This window comes from Sphingomonas sp. SP3 (assembly GCF_058514305.1).
Window position 1 is genome coordinate 745083 of the sequence record NZ_JBZSOE010000001.1, and the last position, 16045, is coordinate 761127.

Sequence of the window (16045 nt, forward strand, 5' to 3'; positions counted from 1 at the left end):
GATGCGTGAAGCCGTGATCGTTTCGACTGCCCGAACCCCGATCGGCCGCGCCTACAAGGGCGCATTCAACGCGACGCTCGGCCCGACCCTCGGCAGCTATTCGCTGAAGCCTGCCATCGAGCGTGCCGGCATCGAGCCGGGCGACATCGACGACGTGGTGTGGGGCGCGGTGCTGACCCAAGGAACCCAGTTCGGCAATATCGGGCGCCAGGTCGCGCTCCGCTCGGGCTGTCCTGTCACCGTTTCCGGCATGACTATCGACCGCCAGTGCTCGTCGGGCCTGATGGCGATCGCCACCGCCGCCAAGCAGATCATCGTCGACAAGATGGATGTCGTCGCCGCGGGGGGCCAGGACAGCATCAGCCTCGTGCAAACGCCGGAGATGCGGATCACGCCCGACCCGGCGCTGATGGCCGTGCACAAGCATATCTACATGCCGATGCTGCAGACGGCAGAGACGGTCGCGCGGCGCTATGGCATCAGCCGCGAACGGCAGGACGAATATGCGCTGAAGAGCCAGCAGCGCACGGCGGCGGCACAAGCCGAGGGTCGCTTCGACGACGAGATCGTGTCCGTCACGACGACGATGAATGTGACGAACAAGGAGACGGGCGAGGTCTCGCAGAAGCAAGTCACGATCGCCAAGGACGAGGGCAATCGCGCAGACACGACGTTCGAGGGGCTCTCGGGACTTAATCCCGTGCTCGGGCCGGACACGTCGATCACCGCAGGCAATGCGAGCCAGCTCTCGGATGGAAGCTCAGCCTGCATCCTGATGGAAGCGAAGGAAGCGGAGCGGCGTGGGATTGCGCCGATGGGCCGCTATGTCGGGATGGCGGTTGCCGGGACCGAGCCGGACGAGATGGGCATCGGCCCGATCGACGCGGTCAACAAGCTGCTGAAGCGCTTCGACCTCAAGGTCGACGACATCGGCCTGTGGGAGCTGAACGAGGCCTTTGCAGTCCAGGTCCTCTACAGCGCCGAGCAGCTCGGCATCCCCGAAGATCGCATGAACGTCGACGGCGGGTCCATCTCGATCGGGCACCCCTACGGCATGAGCGGCGCGCGCATGACGGGTCACGCGCTAATCGAAGGAAAGCGCCGCGGCGCGAAGCATGTCGTCGTCACCATGTGCGTCGGCGGCGGCATGGGCGCGGCGGGTCTGTTCGAAGTGCTCTGAACCCAAAGGTGCTCGCGCGGGTTGAAGCGGAAAAGAGGGAGCAAATGATGGCCGTTTCCGAAAAACCCCTGGTTGAACGCGTGGCGCGAGTCCTCGCCGGCGCCGCGCACAGCAGCAATGCCGAGGGCAGCGACCCGTCTGCAGGCGATAAAGTCGACCGGGTCTGGCATGAGCATGTGAACCAGGCGCTGGCCGTACTTCATACCGCGCGTGAGCCAGACGAGGCGATGGCGGCAGCGGGCGATCCCGACGTGTGGCGTAAGATGGTCGAGACGGCGATCGCTCAGAAGATCGATTGAGCCCGCGCGATTCCAGCGGAGAGGGGAAGGCGCGGGTTGACCCGCGCTGGACGCTCGTCACCTGCATCCTCGCATCGAGCCTGTCCTTCGTCGAAGGCTCGGTGCTCAGCGTTGCCCTGCCCGCGATCCGCGCGAGCTACGGCGCCGGCGCCCAGGAAGTGCAATGGGTGGTCAACGCCTATTTGCTGCCGCTGTCCGCGCTTCTACTGCTCGGCGGTGCGCTCGGCGATCATTTCGGGCGTCGGCGATTGCTCGTCATCGGCACCAGCATCTTCGCGGCGACGTCGCTCATCTGCGCGCTTGCGCCGAGCCTGCCGGTACTGCTCGCGGCCCGCGCGGCCCAAGGCATCGGCGCCGCGCTCCTCTTGCCCAATAGCCTCGCTTTGCTCAACTCCGCCTATTCGGGCGAGAAACGCGGGCGCGCGGTCGGCATCTGGGCCGCGTCGGGCGCGGCCATGGCCGCAATCGCGCCGCTGATCGGCGGCTGGCTCGTCGGCACGGTCGGCTGGCCCGCGATCTTCTACATCAACTTGCCGCTGGCGCTGGGCGCGATCGCCCTCGCGATCAAATTCGTCGCCGAGAGTAGCGAAGCCGGCGCCGGCCGCACCGACTATCCCGGCGCCGTCCTGGCAACGCTTGGCCTTGGTGGCCTGACCTATGCGCTGACCCTGTGGTCGGCGACGCGCCAGTTCAGCACACCAGCCGCCATCACCCTGGCCGCGGGCCTGGTCATGCTCGGGGCCTTCTTGTGGAACGAGAACCACCGCGGCGGGCGGGCGATGATGCCGCTCACGCTCTTCGCGAACCTCTGCTTCTCGGGTCTCAACCTGCTGACTTTCCTGCTCTACGCGGCGTTCGCGGCGGCGATGCTGCTGATCCCCTATGTGCTCATTACCAGCGGCGGCTATTCACCCGTGCAGGCAGGCCTGGCGATGCTTCCCCTGCCGATCCTGATGACCTCCGTCTCGCCGTTCATGGGCGGGCTCGCCATGCGGATCGGACCGCGCATCCCGTTGACGATCGGCCCGCTGGTAGTCGCGGCCGGCATGATGCTGTCCCGAATCATGGAGCCCGATAGCAGCTATTGGCTTGGCCCCTTCCCGACCATCCTGGTGATGGCGATCGGCATGACCATCGCCGTCGCTCCCTTGACCTCGTCGGTCCTCGGCTCGGTCGAGGAGCAGCATGTCGCCATGGCATCGGGCTTCAATAGCGCCGTCGCCCGCACCGGCGGCCTCATTGCAACCGCGCTTCTCGGCGCCGTGCTGGCGAGCGAAGGCGAGAAGCTCTTCGCCGGCTTTCACGGTGCGATGTTCGTGTCCGCCGCCGTGTCCGCACTGGCGAGCGTCGTTGCGCTCACCATGCTCGGCAAGGTGAAAATGAAGAAGGCCTAGCCCTTTGCCTTGGCGATGAAGCCGTCGATCACCGTTTCAAGCAAGGTCATCGGGACGCTTCCGCCCAGCACCACCGCATCATCGTAGCGCCGCAGGTCGAATTTATCGCCGAGCGCGGCCTTCGCCTTGGTGCGCAGCCGATCGATCTCCAGCTGGCCAACCTTGTAGCCGCACGCCTGTCCCGGCATCGCGCAGTAGCGGTCAACTTCTCCAGTGACGGAGCCGCGATCGTCGCCATTGGTCTTCACGAACCAGTCGATCGCTTGCTCGCGGGTCCACTTCATCGCATGGAGCCCGGTGTCGACGACGAGGCGGCAGGCCCTGAAGCCCATCGACTGGAGGTAGCCGAGCTGCCCCAGCGGATCGTCGGCATAGACGCCAAGCTCATCGGCCAGCTGCTCCGCATAGAGCGCCCAGCCCTCGCTATAGGCGTTGAACGCCAGCATCGAGCGGATCAGCGGCATGCGGTTGGCATAATCTCCCTGCCAGACGTGGCCAGGAACGCCCTCGTGATAGCAAAGCGTCGGAAGCGAGAATTTCGGCCATTCCGACGTGTCGCGAAGGTTGATGTAATATTGCCCCGGCACCTTGCCGTCGATCGAACCGGCGGAAGCGTAGCCGCCCGGCGCACCCGCCTCGATCGCCGGCGGCACGCGCTTGATGATCAACCGGCCCGGCACCATCGTCGCGAACGCGTTCGGAAGCCGCGTGCGAACATCCGCAATTCGGCCGTTGAGGTAAGCGAGCAGCTGCTCGCGGCCCGCCGCCGTGTTCGGGTAAAGCTGTGCCGGATCCTTCCCCAGCGCCGCCATGCGCTCGCCGACTGTGCCGCCGGTCAGGCCCTGCTTCTGCATGATCGTTTCCATGCGGGCCTGGATTTCCTTGATCTGGTCCAGGCCGAGCTGGTGGATGTCCTCGGGCGTGCGCGTGGTCGTCGTGCCCGCCTTTAGCGCCCAGCGGTAATATTCGTCGCCATTGCTGAAGTGCCACACGCCGGCGTCGGACGTGGCGACCGCGCGATGCTGCTTCAATTCCTCGACCTGCCGCTGCAGCGCCGGGATGACCTTGGTCGCCATCGACTGCGCAACGCGGTCGGTGAGCTTGTCGTCGGTGAGTTTGGCCTCGCCCATCTTGCGCTTGAAGGTCGCGAGCACGGCTGACTGGTCCGGCTTTTCCGCCGCCCCGCCGCTGATGATCCCGATCGTCTTGTCGAGGTTGAAGTCGGGCGCGACGACACCGATCCCGCGGTCGTGCTTCAGTCGCTGGGTCTCGCCGTCAATGTTGCGCGCATAGGCATCGACTCGGTCGGCAAAGGCGATCGCGTCTTCGCCGTTCGCAATCGTGTGCCGGCTCTCGAGGAAATCGGGCAGGTCGGTGTAGCTGCTGCCCAGCTGGTTCACGACGTATGGCGTGTTGCGAAAGCCGTTGTTCGGATCGAGCACCAACGGATCGCCGAATGGAAACGCGTATCCGGCCTGCGCAAGCTCATGCGCCTGCAAGGCGACGGCACCGTTCAACTGGTCGTGATTGCTGAGATCGCTGAGGTCTAAGCCCTTCAGGGTCTGCAGGCGCTCGCCGATATGCTGCTTGCGCGCTGCAACCCCCGCGGGAGTCTGGTCCTGCCACTGGTGGGCAAGCGGCGCGAACTTGTCCTTGGCAATGCCGAGGATAGTCGCATTCTGCGGATATTCGGTGAGAAGCTGATCGGCGATGCCCTGAAGCTGCTGCGCAAGGTCGCCGCTCGCCGCCTGCCCGCTCTTGCTTCCGCCGCCTACCTTGCAACCCGCGAGCAGGCCCGCTGCCGCCGCCGTTCCGAGAAATTCACGCCTGCCAAGCATCACCGTCATCCGCGCTCTCCTTCGATGAGCGGCCTATAGCGTCGGCGAACGGGGCGAAAAGCCTTCAGTCGTTGGCGGCGATGAAGGCGTCGACGACGGGCGCGATCTTCTCGCGCCACTTGCGGCCGTTGAAGATGCCGTAATGGCCGACATCCTTGGCCATGAAATATTGCTTCTTCGAAGTCGGCAACTTGGTCGCGATGTCGAGCGCCGCCTTGGTCTGGCCGAGGCCGGAAATATCGTCACGCTCGCCTTCGATCGCGAGCAAAGCCGTATCCTTGATCGCCGCCGGATCGACGCGCCGGCCGCGGTGCATCATCTTGCCCTTGGGCAGCAGGTGGCGCTGGAACACCACGTCGACCGTCTGCAGGTAGAATTCCGCGGTCATGTCGCACACCGAGCGATATTCCTCGTAGAATTTCTGCGTCGGCTCGGCGCCTTCTTCGTCGCCGACGACGAGATGCTTGAACATCTCCCAGTGCGAGATGAGGTGCGAGCCAAGGTTCATCGTCATGAACCCGGCGAGCTGGAGGAAGCCCGGATAAACCTTTCGCCCCGCGCCCGCGTAGATCATCGGCACGGTCGCGATCACATTCTGCTCGAACCAGTGGAACGGCCGCTGCGTGGCCAGCGTGTTGACCGCGGTCGGCGCCTCGCGCGTGTCGATCGGCCCGCCCATCATGGTCAGGCTCTTCGGCCGCCATGCATTCCTGTCGGCGTTCATCAGCGCGGTCGCTGCGTACGCGGGGACAGCAGGCTGGCACACGGCCAGCAGGTGCGGTCGCTCGCCGGTCGCCTTGCCGATATGCTCCAGGAATTCGATCAGGTAGTCGATGTAATCGTCGAGATCGAAGCTGCCGTCCGACGCGGGGACCAACTTCGCGTCGCGCCAGTCGGTGATGTAGACGTCGTTGTGCGGAAGCAGCCGCTCGACCGTGCCGCGAAGCAAGGTCGCATAGTGGCCCGACATCGGCGCCACGATCAGCAGCGGCCGACCGGACTCGGCCCCAACCTTGCGGAAATATTTGAGCTGACCGAATGGCTTCCTGAGAACGATGTCCTCATCGACCGCGATGGTCTTGCGGCCGACCTTGGTCTCGACGATGCCGAACTCCGGCTTGCCGCGCGGCGCGGCGGCGTGCGCAAAGACCTCGAGGCTCGCCGCGACCAGCGGCCCCATCGAGCTGTAACCCCAGGGATTGGACGGATTGTTGAGCCAGCCCGCGCCGAGCCCGGCAAGCTTGCTCGCACCTGCGAGAAGCGAGCGCTGCACTTCATAGGCGTCGTAGAGCATCGGACCTCGGGGGATTGCCTTCGCGGAAACAACAGATGTGGCCCTCAAAAGGGTCCCTTGCAAGCGAATGCTGCGGCGCAGCACCGCGCGGGAGCGATTGCCTGTGGAAAAGTCGCTTGGTGCGGCTCTCGCCACCCTTTAGGGGAGGGCCATGGCCAACCTGCCGAACCGCCCCAAGGGCCGCTCGCTCCGCAGCCTGCGGATGATCTGGGGCTTCACCAGCCGTTACCCAGGCCACATCGCGATTGCGGCGCTGGCGCTGCTGGTTGCGGCGGCCGCGACCTCGGGCGTTCCCTACGCCTTCAAGCTGATCATCGACAAAGGCTTCGCGGCGGGCTCCGGCACCCGCGATATCGCCCGCTGGTTCCAGTATCTCCTGCTGCTGGTCGGTGTGATGGCCATCGCCACCGCGGTCCGATATTTCTTCGTCTCCTGGCTTGGCGAGCGCACCGTCGCGGACATCCGCCTCGCCGTGCACCGGAACCTGCTTCGTCTGTCGCCCGGCTTCTTCGAGGAGAACCGCCCGGCTGAGATCACGTCGCGCATCACGGTCGATACGACGATCATCGAGCAGGTGGTCGGCACCACCGTCTCGGTCGCGCTCCGCAATACGGTGATGGGGCTCGCCTGCATCGCGATCCTGTTCGCACTCGCGCCAAAGCTTGCATCGATGATGCTGCTCGGTGTGCCCCTGGTCGTCGGCCCGATCGTGTTCCTCGGCCGCAAGGTGCGGCAGGTATCCACGCGCAGCCAGGACCGCATCGCCGATGTCGGCACGGTCACCAGCGAAGTGCTGGGCGCGATGAAGATCGTCCAGGCCTTCAACCAGCAGGGCCGCGAGACGTCGCGTTTCACCGAAGCGGTCGAGCGCGTGTTCTCGACCGCCAAGCGCCGCATCCTGCTGCGCGCACTGATGACCGCCATCGTCATTTTCCTCCTGTTCAGCGCGATCACCTGGATCATCTGGCAGGGCGCGAACGAGGTTGCGGTCGGGAGAATGAGCGGCGGCACCATTGCCGCGTTCGTTCTCTACGGCGGATTGCTGGCAGGCGCGTTCGGCAATTTGTCCGAAGTCTATGGCGACCTGCTCCGCGCGTCAGGTGCGTCGGAGCGGCTTGCGCAATTGCTCGATGCCGAGCCCGATATCCGGGCACCGGCCAAGCCAAAGGCCCTTCCGGAGCCGGCCCGCGGTGAGCTGACGTTCGACAACGTCACCTTCCACTATCCGGCCCGGCAAGACACGTCGGCGCTCGAAGGCTTCAACCTCGAAGTGAAATCGCATGAGCGGCTGGCGGTTGTCGGTCCGTCCGGCGCGGGCAAGACGACGCTCTTCCAGCTCGCCGAGCGTTTCTACGACCCGCAGGACGGGCGGGTGCTTCTCGACGGCGTCGACCTCAAGGACGCCGACCCCGCCGACATCCGCCAGCGCATCGCGATGGTGCCGCAGGAAGTGGTGATCTTCGCCGCCTCCGCCCGCGACAATCTCCGCTACGGCAATTGGGACGCGAACGAGGACCAGCTGTGGCAGGCGGCGCGCGACGCCAATGCGGAAGACTTCCTCCGCGCGCTCCCTGAAGGGCTCGACACTTTCATGGGTGAAGGCGGTGCCCGCCTGTCCGGCGGCCAGCGCCAGCGGATTGCCATCGCCCGCGCGCTGCTGCGCGATGCGCCGCTGCTTCTTCTCGACGAGGCGACCTCAGCGCTGGACGCGGAAAGCGAGCGTCTCGTGCAGGACGCATTCGACCGGCTGATGGAGCATCGCACCACGATCGTCATCGCGCACCGGCTCGCGACCGTTCGCGCCGCCGACCGGATCGTGGTCATGGACCAGGGCCGGATCGTCGAAGAAGGCACCCACCGTTCATTGAACGCGCGTGGCGGGCTCTACGCGCGGCTCGCGCGCCTCCAGTTCGAGGACCGCGCCGCCTAGCGCCGTTCGCCGAGGCCTGTGGCGCTTCGTCGAATAATCTTAGGTTCCCCTCGAACGCTAACGCTTTATCTTCGCATCGTTTTTTGATTCGGGGGTTGGGGTAATCATGAAAAAGTCAGCGCTTCTTCTTGCCGTCGCTGCGGCAGCTTTCGCCGTGCCTGCTGCCGGCTTCGCCCAGAGCGCGGCCGCGCCTGCGGCCGAGCAGGAATATAAGCCGCAAATGACCTTCCCGCGCTGGGGTTTCGACATCAAGGACCTCAACAAGTCAGTGAAGCCGGGCGACGACTTCTTCGCTTATGTGAACGGCAAGTGGGAAGCGCGCGAGACCATCCCGCCGCAATATCCCTATAGCGGCGTCGCGCTGGCCCTGCGGCTCGGGGCGGAGCGCGACGTGCGCGCCATCGTCGAGGAAATGGCTGCGACCACGCACCCGGCTGGAAGCCTCGAGCAAAGAATTGCCGACGGCTACCGCGCGTTTCTCGATGTCGACGCGATCAACGCGGCGGGCCTGACGCCGGCAAAGCCCTATCTCGATCGGATTGCCGCAGCGAACAGCCGCGACGATCTCGCCCACCTGTTCGCCGATCCGTCGATGCCGTCGCCGGTCAACGCGTTCGTGTCGATCGACCGGCAGAACCCTGACGCCAACACCGTCTATGCCGGTGTCGGCGGCCTCGGCCTGCCCGACCGCGACTATTACCTCGTCGACAGCGACAAGAACGTCGCCATTCGCGCGAAGTATAAGGAATATCTGGCGTTCCTGCTCGGCAAGGCCGGTTATGCTAACCCCGCGGCAACCGCGGACCGGGTGTACAACCTCGAAAAGCAATTCGCCGAGATCGGCTGGGATCGGGCCCTTTCCCGCAACCCCGAGCTGACGACCAACCGCGTGACGCGTGCGGACCTTCAGGCAATGAGCGGCGGCTTTCCCGTCGCGACCATGCTGACCGACCTGAAGCTCGACACGACGCCGAGCTTCATCGTCGCCCAGGTCCCGCCGACTGCAGAGGAAGTGGAGAAAATCGGCCTGACGCCCGACCAGCTGAAAAAGCTCGGCGGCGGCATGCCGGCCATGCTGCAGTTGCTCAACACCGCGCCGATGGACGACATCAAGGCGTGGGCGGCAGCGCAATTCCTGTCCAGCCAAGCCGCGGTGCTGCCGAGCGACATCGATAACGCCAACTTCGATTTCTACGGCAAGACCCTGCAGGGCCGGACGAAGCAGCGCGAGCGCTGGCAACGGGCGATCAGCTTCGTGGAAGGCTCGATGGGCGAAGCCGTCGGCAAGATCTACGTCCAGCGACATTTCCCGCCGTCGAGCAAGGCGGCGATGGAAAAGCTTGTCGGCAACCTCCGCTTGGCGCTGGCGAGCAACCTCAAGACTTTGCCATGGATGACTCCGGCGACCCGCGTCGCAGCTCAGAAGAAGCTCGACGCGTTTGGCGTGAAGATCGGCTACCCGGTCAAGTTCAAGACCTATGACGACCTCGTGATCCAGCCGGGACAGGCGCTTGCGAACAATGTGTCGGCGGCTGATTGGGCGTGGCGGGACCAGCTCCACGACCTGGCCGGCCCGGTCGACAAGACCAAGTGGCTGATGACGCCGCAGACGGTGAACGCTTATTACATGCCGCCGGCGAACGAGATCGTCTTCCCCGCCGCTTACCTTCAGCCGCCCTATTTCAACCCGAAGGCGGATGCCGCCGTGAACTATGGCGCGGTCGGCGCGACGATCGGCCACGAAATCGGCCATGGCTTCGATGACCAGGGCAGCAAATATGGTCCGACAGGCGCTCTCAGCAACTGGTGGACCGATAAGGACCGCAAGACCTTCGACGCGCTCGGTGCAAAACTCGCCGCTCAGTATGACAAGATGTGCCCCCTCGACGACGGCAAGACCTGCCACAATGGCAAGCTCACGCTTGGCGAGAACATCGGCGACTTGGGCGGCATTTCGATGGCCTACCAGGCGTACAAGCTGTCGCTGAAGGGTAAGCCCGCGCCGGTGATCGACGGGCTGACCGGGGACCAGCGCTTCTTCCTCAGCTACGCCCAGGGCTGGCGCTGGAAGTATCGCGACGCGTTCGCCCGCCAGTTGCTGCAGACCGATCCGCACTCGCTCGCGGAAGCGCGCGTCAATGCGGTCGTTCGCAACTTCGACCCCTGGTACAAAGCGTTCAACGTGAAGCCGGGCGACAAGCTTTACCTGCCGCCCGAGCAACGCGTTCGCATTTGGTAAGCGACGCGTGCCCGAGACGAATCTCGGGCACTAATCGCTAGGCGTTTCCGCCACCGCTAGGTTTGGCAGCCGGCCGTTTGCGCGCCGTCGTGCGACGGCGAGCAGGCGCCTTGCGCGCAGGCTTTGCGGCGGTCGAAGTTTTCGCTGCGCTGGTCGAGCGCTTGGCGGCGCTCCGTTTCGCCGCGGGCTTGCGCGCAGTCGAAGCGCGGGTTGCCGTTTTCGTGCGCGACGCGGTTGAACGCTTCGCTGTCGAGCGCTTGGCGGTCGACTTTTTCGCGGTCGAACGCTTGACGGCGGGCTTGCGCGCGGCGCCGGAACTCGCGGTGCTGCCGCTGGCTTCCATTGACCATTTGCCGGACATCACGCGGTTCGCGGCATCGGCAACGGCTTCTGCAATCAATGATCCCAATTTGGTTGCGCTGGCAACCATGCTCGTCGCGGCTTGTGAAGCGGTATCGGCGGCATCGAGGCCGGCGTCGCGGATGGCGCGGCGCGCCTTCGGGCTCGCGCTGATCGCGGCTGCTGCGGCCGCAAGACCGGCGGCGAGCATCTCTTTGCTCATCGCGGCTTTCGCAAGTTTGTCGACGGTATCTGACGAACTCGACGAGGAACGTTTGGAAGTTTTCTTCGCGGATTTTGCCATGTGCTGTTCTCCTGCGTCGCGGATGAAAGCTCTTTAATCCCGTAACGGTTCCCAAATGAAGCCGGAATTGCGCGGAAAACAAAGCGCAATCTTCAGATATGTTAAAGGGCACCGCTGCATCACGCTGCGGTGCCCTTCGACATGGTCAGCGGCCGAAGGTGTGGCCGTTCGTCAGCATCTAGGGCTTACGAACACCCCTCTCCGACCTCCCTGCTGAACCATGAGACATCGGATCACCTCCTTTCGCTGCGTTAAAGCCAGGTAGAAGATGATTCTTTGTTTGCCGCAAAGCAAGACTTGTAATCGTGTGAATTATCGTCACACTTCTGCGCTTCGCGTTTCAGGCGCGGCAATCCTCGACAACATGCGCGACCTCCGCCCAGGCGGGTACGACCAGCGGCGGCCTTCCCGCCACGACCAGGCCGACGCGCCCGCGGCTGGACACGAACGCATCCAGCAAATTGTCGAAGGCCGGAAGCGCAATGCTGAGCTTTCCGGTGGCGGGGTCGAAGCTCGAAGGCAGGCTGCGCGTTTGCGTGCCGGTCCACACGCCCATGAAAGGTGCCGCGGCCGTCGCCGATTTCGAAATCGAAACACGCCGCGAAATCCGCGTGCAGTGGACCGTCATCTGCGCCTTCGAATAAGCGTCGGTGAACACGGCTTCGCTGCCGTCCGCGGTTTGTGCCCATGACCAGGTGCCGCCGATCGGCGTCGCGATGGCGAGGTCGGGAATTGCAGGCGCGGATTGCGCAGCCAGCGGCGAAGCGGTGAGCAGCACAAACGCCGCGACGATCGATGCCCTCATGACGGTCAGTGGCCGAGCTTGTCGACTTTGGCCTTGAGCGCGGCGAGCTCCGCCTTCAGCTCGTCGACCTCGCTGCCGCCCTGCTGGGCTTCCGCCTTCTTGCCCGACAAAGCCTGCGCCGCATCCTCAAACATCGCCATGTTGCGCTTGGCCATGTCTGCAAACACGTTGCCGCTGAACGCGTTCTTCACCGCGCTCTGGTTGCGCTGGAACGCGTCCATCGCGGCCTCGAGATATTGCGGCACGAAATTCTGCATCGAATTGCCGTAGAGGCCGATCAGCTGCTTCAGGAAATTGATCGGCAGCATCGTCTCCCCGCCCCGCGCTTCTTCATCGACGATGATCTGCGTCAGCACCTGCCGCGTGATGTCCTCGCCGGTCTTCGCATCGACCACCTGAAACTCGCGGCCTTCGCGCACCATTTGCGCAAGCCGGTCGAGCGTGATGTAAGTTGAGCTTTCGGTGTCATACAGACGCCGGTTCGCATACTTCTTGATTGTCACCTTGCCCGAAGACTTGGCCATGGACCGCTCCCAAAACGCGAAGCGCGACTTACTACCGCTTGATAGTGCGGTGCAACATGAACGCGCACCGCGCCCCCTTCCGCTGTTCCTGGAGTTACTGCGTGAGGTATCCGAGCGGGACCCCGCATTAGCGCGCGACGCACTGGCTGGCCTCAAGGCCTACGAAACAGTGCCACGCCGCGAGCGTCCTGCACCAAAGCCCGAGATTGCGCGCGTAAACGGAGCGTGCCTGCGCGACCACGGCGGCAGCGGGCCGCCGGTCGTGCTGATACCGTCGCTGATCAATCCACCGCGAATCCTGGACCTCGATGCGGACGTGTCGCTGACTGCAGCAATTGCCGGCATGGGCCGCCGTTCGCTTCTCCTCGATTGGGGTCCGGCCGAAGCTCGGAAACAACTCACCGTTGCCGCGCATATCGAAGAATTGCTGCTTCCATTGCTGCGCAGCATAGACCGACCGCCGGCCCTCATCGGCTATTGCCTCGGCGGCACAATGGCGATCGCTGCGGCCAACGTCGCGCCGTGCGAGCTCCTCGTCACGCTCGCGGCGCCTTGGAACTTCAATCATTATCCCGCTGCCTCGAAAGGCGCGTTGCAGGACATGTGGCGGCATTCGGAATCCGCGGCAAAAAGCCTCGGCGCGCTGCCAATGGAAGTGCTGCAGGCGGCCTTCTGGTCGCTCGACCCGACCCGGACGGTGCGTAAGTTCGCGGAGTTCGGCCGGCTCGACCCCGCAAGCGACGACGCGCGTCGCTTCGTCGAGCTCGAGGAATGGGCCAACGAAGGCGAAGCACTCCCGTACCCTGCTGCGAAAGAGTTGATCGAACAGCTTTTCGGCGAAGACCGGCCCGGGTCAGGCAAATGGGAGGTGGGCGGCAGGGCCGTCACGGATGAACTTACCGTACCTGCCTTGCACCTGACCGCGACGCGCGACATGATCGCGCCCGCGGCAACGGCTCCGTCCGGCCGGTCGGTAGATATCGACTCCGGCCATGTCGGAATGATCGTCGGCTCGGCGCGCAAGACCTTGCTCGAAGAGTTGAGCCGCTTCCTGCGATCATAATGAGAGGCTGGCGCACCCGACAGGATTCGAACCTGTGACCTCTGCCTTCGGAGGGCAGCGCTCTATCCAGCTGAGCTACGGGTGCGTGGAGGGCGGACTTAGCGATGGCGCATGCGAGCGGCAAGGTCACAAACCGGAACCCCCTCCGCCGCGTCCCGTTGAGCCACCCGCATGGACCAGCAGGTAGCATCTCGCCCGGAGAATGGATCGCTAATGAAGCCACCGCCTGAGGCGGAGGCCTTCTATTCCGAAGTGCTTCAGCTGATGGCACAGTCGGAAATCCCGTTCCTCGTATCGGGCACCTACGCGCTCGCGAGCTACACGGGCATCGACCGCCCGACCAAGGACGTCGACGTGTTCGCCAAGGCCGGCGACGCGCTGAAGATGCTCCATTTTTTCAAGGAGCATGGGTTCGACGTCGAGATCGTCGACGACCGCTGGCTGTACCGGATCACGCGCGGCGAATTGTTCGTCGATGTCATCACGAACATGCCGACCGTCACTACCCATGTGACCGACGAATGGTTCATCGGCGCCCCAGAGGCGGAGCTGTTCGGCGCCAAGGTACGCCTCGTGCCACCGACGCAGTTCATATGGTCGAAGGTCTTCGTCCAGGACCACCACCGCTACGACATGGCCGACGTCGCGCATATGATCCTGAAGTGCCACGACCGCGTCGACTGGAAGCAGCTCCTGAGCCACATGGAGCTTTACTGGGAAGTGCTGCTTATGGCGCTCCTCAACTTCCGTTTCATCTACCCGAGCGAGCGCCACCTCGTCCCGCGCTGGCTGATGGATGAGCTGCTCGAGCGGCTGCGCGACCAATATGACGTGAAGGGACCGGGCAAGAAGGTTTGCCGCGGCCGCATCTTCTCACCCCGCGATTATGCGATCGACGTCGAGCAATGGGGCTTCTCCGAGGCCGTCGGCAATCTCGAAGAGCAATATGGCGAGTGAAGCCCGCAAGTTGAGGGTGGCAGCGATCGGCGACCTCCACGTGATGGAGGACAATGTCGCGCCCTATCGCGAGCTTTTCGGCGAAATCGCAACCAATGCCGATGTCCTCGTCCTGTGCGGCGACCTCACGAATTTTGGCAAAACGAGCGAGGCGGAGATCCTGGCGGAAGACATTCGCGCCTGTCCTATCCCGGTCGTCGGGGTGCTCGGCAATCATGATTACGAATGCGGGCAGCCGGACAATGTCGCGGCGATCCTCCACGAAGCCGGGATGACTGTGCTCGACGAGCAGGCGATCGAGATCGACGGTGTCGGCTTCGCTGGCGTAAAAGGCTTTATGGGCGGCTACGGGCGTGGCGAGCTCGCCCACTTCGGCGAGCCGGTCGCCAAGGCGTTCGTCCAGGAAGCGATGGACGAGGCGCGCAAGCTCGAAAACCAGCTGCGGACGCTACGCACCGAGCGCAGCGTCGCCGTGCTCCATTACTCACCCACGGCCGACACACTCGAAGGCGAACCGGAGGCGATCTACCAATATCTCGGTACGCAGCGCCTGGCAGACGCGATCGACCGTTTCGACCATGTGAAGGCAGTGGTCCACGGCCACGCCCACCATGGCAAGTATGAAGGCGCCACGCCGCGCGGCACGCCAGTCTACAACGTCGCCCAATTCGTGTTGAAGCCGCTGTTCGGAAAGCCCTATGCCGTGCTGGAGATTTAGGCTGCCGGCCAGCTCTCGAGCACATCGACGAAGCGCGTAAGCCAGGCATTGGTCTGGTGCCCGTCGACCACACGGTGGTCGATCGTCAGCGTGACATAAGCCATGGGCAGGATGACCATCGCATCCTCGCCGTCCATCTCGCGCACGACCACCCGCTTCTGCAGCTTGCCGACACCCAGGATCGCCGCCTGCCCCTGGTGAAGGATGATCGGGGCGGCAAGCAGCGAACCCGACACGCCGTGGTTGGAGATGGTGAAGCTACCGCCCGATACGTCGGCGCGCTCGAGCTTTCCTTCGCGGGCGCGCCTGGTCAGGTCGTCCAGCTTCGAGCCGATCTCTTCCAGGCTAAGCGAGCCCGCGTCCTTTACGACCGGAACGACCAGGCCCTTTTCGCCGAGCGCTGTGCCAACGCCGATGTCGATCGTCGGCGAGATCGCGATCCGGTCCTTCTCCCACCGGCCATTGATCGCCGGCGCAATCGCCATCGCTTCGGCTGCGGCCTTCACGATATAGGCGGTATAGCTGAGCTTCACGCCCTTCTTCGCCTGCGCTGCCTTGTTCGCGGCAACCGCCGAGAAATCGGCTTCGAACAAGGCGGTTACATGCGGCGCTTCTGAAACCGCGCGAACCATATTCTCGGCGATCGTCAGCCGCATCCGATCGTGCGGAATGTCGTGCGACGAGATTGTCGCAGCCTGCTGCGGCGCCGGCGCATCGCCCGCAAGCGCTCGGTCGACGTCCTCGCGCGTGAGGCGCCCGTTGCGTCCGGTGCCGCGGATCCGGCTCGGGTCGATATTGTGCTGCAGGCAGGCTCGGCGCACCGATGGCGACAGCCGCGTTTCGTTGCCGTCCACCGGACTCGCCGCCGGCACGCGAAGCTCCGGGTGACGCGATTCCACCTGGCCGATTGGCTTGGCGTCGGCGACGCCTTCGGGGTCGATCACCGCCAGCAGTGCCCCCGGCACAGCCTCCGCGTCGGTATCGAGCAGGATTTCAGCGAGCACGCCAGCCGCGGGCGCCGGCACTTCCTGCGTCACCTTGTCCGTCTCGAGCTCGACCAGCGGATCGTTTTCAGCAACCTGGTCGCCGACGGCCTTGAGCCATGCGCGGACGACGGCCTTGGTGCCTTCCTGCTCGTCGGGAACGCGGACTTCGATCACG

At 64.4% G+C, this 16045-nt stretch carries 14 protein-coding genes and 1 tRNA gene; 9 read left to right on the top strand and 6 right to left on the bottom strand.

Translation table 11 applies throughout. From position 1 onward, the window contains the following. Position 1: 1 nt before the first annotated feature. The 3 genes from AC4K8G_RS03950 to AC4K8G_RS03960 are packed head-to-tail and all read left to right on the top strand — an operon-like array spanning position 2 to position 2873. Positions 2-1180 (top strand): acetyl-CoA C-acyltransferase, encoded by a 1179-nt coding sequence (locus AC4K8G_RS03950; protein ID WP_491732873.1) that lies wholly within the window; start codon positions 2-4, stop codon positions 1178-1180. A gap of 44 nt (positions 1181-1224) precedes the next feature. Then, positions 1225-1479, top strand: a complete 255-nt coding sequence (locus AC4K8G_RS03955) for a hypothetical protein (RefSeq protein WP_491732874.1) — start codon at positions 1225-1227, stop codon at positions 1477-1479. Further along, positions 1476-2873: an MFS transporter gene (locus AC4K8G_RS03960; RefSeq protein WP_491732875.1), complete on the top strand. Its 1398-nt coding sequence runs from the start codon at positions 1476-1478 to the stop codon at positions 2871-2873. The genes AC4K8G_RS03955 and AC4K8G_RS03960 overlap by 4 nt, the downstream gene beginning before the upstream one ends. Here AC4K8G_RS03960 and AC4K8G_RS03965 read toward each other — a convergent pair. Together AC4K8G_RS03965 and AC4K8G_RS03970 are read right to left on the bottom strand one after the other, a co-directional pair. Next, the gene (locus tag AC4K8G_RS03965; RefSeq protein WP_491732876.1) at positions 2870-4720 is read right to left on the bottom strand and encodes a DUF885 domain-containing protein; all 1851 of its coding nucleotides are present in this window, start codon (positions 4718-4720) and stop codon (positions 2870-2872) included. The genes AC4K8G_RS03960 and AC4K8G_RS03965 overlap by 4 nt on opposite strands. A 55-nt stretch (positions 4721-4775) precedes the next feature. Beyond that, entirely contained in the window at positions 4776-6005 is a 1230-nt protein-coding gene (locus AC4K8G_RS03970) for a polyhydroxyalkanoate depolymerase (RefSeq protein ID WP_491732877.1), read from the bottom strand. Positions 6006-6156: 151 nt separating this feature from the next. Between AC4K8G_RS03970 and AC4K8G_RS03975 the strand changes: the two genes are divergently transcribed. From AC4K8G_RS03975 to AC4K8G_RS03985, 3 genes are all read left to right on the top strand, one after another. Beyond that, entirely contained in the window at positions 6157-7935 is a 1779-nt protein-coding gene (locus AC4K8G_RS03975) for an ABC transporter transmembrane domain-containing protein (RefSeq protein ID WP_491732878.1), read from the top strand. Positions 7936-8041: 106 nt separating this feature from the next. After that, positions 8042-10174: a M13 family metallopeptidase gene (locus AC4K8G_RS03980; protein WP_491732879.1), complete on the top strand. Its 2133-nt coding sequence runs from the start codon at positions 8042-8044 to the stop codon at positions 10172-10174. Between the two features lie 188 nt (positions 10175-10362). After that, positions 10363-10854 (top strand): hypothetical protein, encoded by a 492-nt coding sequence (locus AC4K8G_RS03985; protein ID WP_491732880.1) that lies wholly within the window; start codon positions 10363-10365, stop codon positions 10852-10854. A gap of 303 nt (positions 10855-11157) precedes the next feature. Here AC4K8G_RS03985 and AC4K8G_RS03990 read toward each other — a convergent pair whose 3' ends face one another. Both AC4K8G_RS03990 and phaR read right to left on the bottom strand, forming a co-directional pair. Further along, positions 11158-11622: a hypothetical protein gene (locus tag AC4K8G_RS03990; protein WP_491732881.1), complete on the bottom strand. Its 465-nt coding sequence runs from the start codon at positions 11620-11622 to the stop codon at positions 11158-11160. 5 nt (positions 11623-11627) lie between these two features. Next, positions 11628-12146: a polyhydroxyalkanoate synthesis repressor PhaR gene (gene phaR, locus AC4K8G_RS03995; RefSeq protein WP_491732882.1), complete on the bottom strand. Its 519-nt coding sequence runs from the start codon at positions 12144-12146 to the stop codon at positions 11628-11630. Between phaR and AC4K8G_RS04000 the strand changes: the two genes are divergently transcribed. Beyond that, complete coding sequence (locus tag AC4K8G_RS04000; RefSeq protein ID WP_491732883.1) at positions 12145-13209, top strand: alpha/beta hydrolase; 1065 nt, start codon at positions 12145-12147, stop codon at positions 13207-13209. The genes phaR and AC4K8G_RS04000 overlap by 2 nt on opposite strands. Before the next feature lie 8 nt (positions 13210-13217). On the opposite strand, the gene AC4K8G_RS04005 is transcribed toward AC4K8G_RS04000, so the two are convergent. Beyond that, positions 13218-13294: transfer RNA gene (locus AC4K8G_RS04005), tRNA-Arg, on the bottom strand. An 86-nt stretch (positions 13295-13380) separates the two neighbouring features. On the opposite strand from AC4K8G_RS04005, the gene AC4K8G_RS04010 reads away from it, so the two are divergent. Continuing rightward, entirely contained in the window at positions 13381-14166 is a 786-nt protein-coding gene (locus AC4K8G_RS04010) for a nucleotidyltransferase (protein WP_491732884.1), read from the top strand. Then, the gene (locus AC4K8G_RS04015; protein WP_491732885.1) at positions 14156-14884 is read left to right on the top strand and encodes a metallophosphoesterase family protein; all 729 of its coding nucleotides are present in this window, start codon (positions 14156-14158) and stop codon (positions 14882-14884) included. The genes AC4K8G_RS04010 and AC4K8G_RS04015 overlap by 11 nt, the downstream gene beginning before the upstream one ends. Here AC4K8G_RS04015 and AC4K8G_RS04020 read toward each other — a convergent pair. Then, on the bottom strand, positions 14881-16044 hold the full coding sequence (locus tag AC4K8G_RS04020; protein ID WP_491732886.1) for a dihydrolipoamide acetyltransferase family protein: 1164 nt from the start codon (positions 16042-16044) through the stop codon (positions 14881-14883). The genes AC4K8G_RS04015 and AC4K8G_RS04020 overlap by 4 nt on opposite strands. Between the last annotated feature and the right edge of the window lies 1 nt (position 16045).

What these genes read in the sequence shown, in the direction of transcription:
- AC4K8G_RS03950 (WP_491732873.1), top strand. Translation starts at nt 2, where the DNA reads ATGCGTGAAGCCGTGATCGTTTCGACTGCCCGAACCCCGATCGGCCGC.
- AC4K8G_RS03955 (WP_491732874.1), top strand. Translation starts at nt 1,225, where the DNA reads ATGATGGCCGTTTCCGAAAAACCCCTGGTTGAACGCGTGGCGCGAGTC.
- AC4K8G_RS03965 (WP_491732876.1), bottom strand. Translation starts at nt 4,720, where the DNA reads ATGACGGTGATGCTTGGCAGGCGTGAATTTCTCGGAACGGCGGCGGCA.
- AC4K8G_RS03970 (WP_491732877.1), bottom strand. Translation starts at nt 6,005, where the DNA reads ATGCTCTACGACGCCTATGAAGTGCAGCGCTCGCTTCTCGCAGGTGCG.
- AC4K8G_RS03975 (WP_491732878.1), top strand. Translation starts at nt 6,157, where the DNA reads ATGGCCAACCTGCCGAACCGCCCCAAGGGCCGCTCGCTCCGCAGCCTG.
- AC4K8G_RS03980 (WP_491732879.1), top strand. Translation starts at nt 8,042, where the DNA reads ATGAAAAAGTCAGCGCTTCTTCTTGCCGTCGCTGCGGCAGCTTTCGCC.
- AC4K8G_RS03990 (WP_491732881.1), bottom strand. Translation starts at nt 11,622, where the DNA reads ATGAGGGCATCGATCGTCGCGGCGTTTGTGCTGCTCACCGCTTCGCCG.
- AC4K8G_RS04000 (WP_491732883.1), top strand. Translation starts at nt 12,145, where the DNA reads ATGGACCGCTCCCAAAACGCGAAGCGCGACTTACTACCGCTTGATAGT.
- phaR (WP_491732882.1), bottom strand. Translation starts at nt 12,146, where the DNA reads ATGGCCAAGTCTTCGGGCAAGGTGACAATCAAGAAGTATGCGAACCGG.
- AC4K8G_RS04010 (WP_491732884.1), top strand. Translation starts at nt 13,381, where the DNA reads ATGGACCAGCAGGTAGCATCTCGCCCGGAGAATGGATCGCTAATGAAG.
- AC4K8G_RS04015 (WP_491732885.1), top strand. Translation starts at nt 14,156, where the DNA reads ATGGCGAGTGAAGCCCGCAAGTTGAGGGTGGCAGCGATCGGCGACCTC.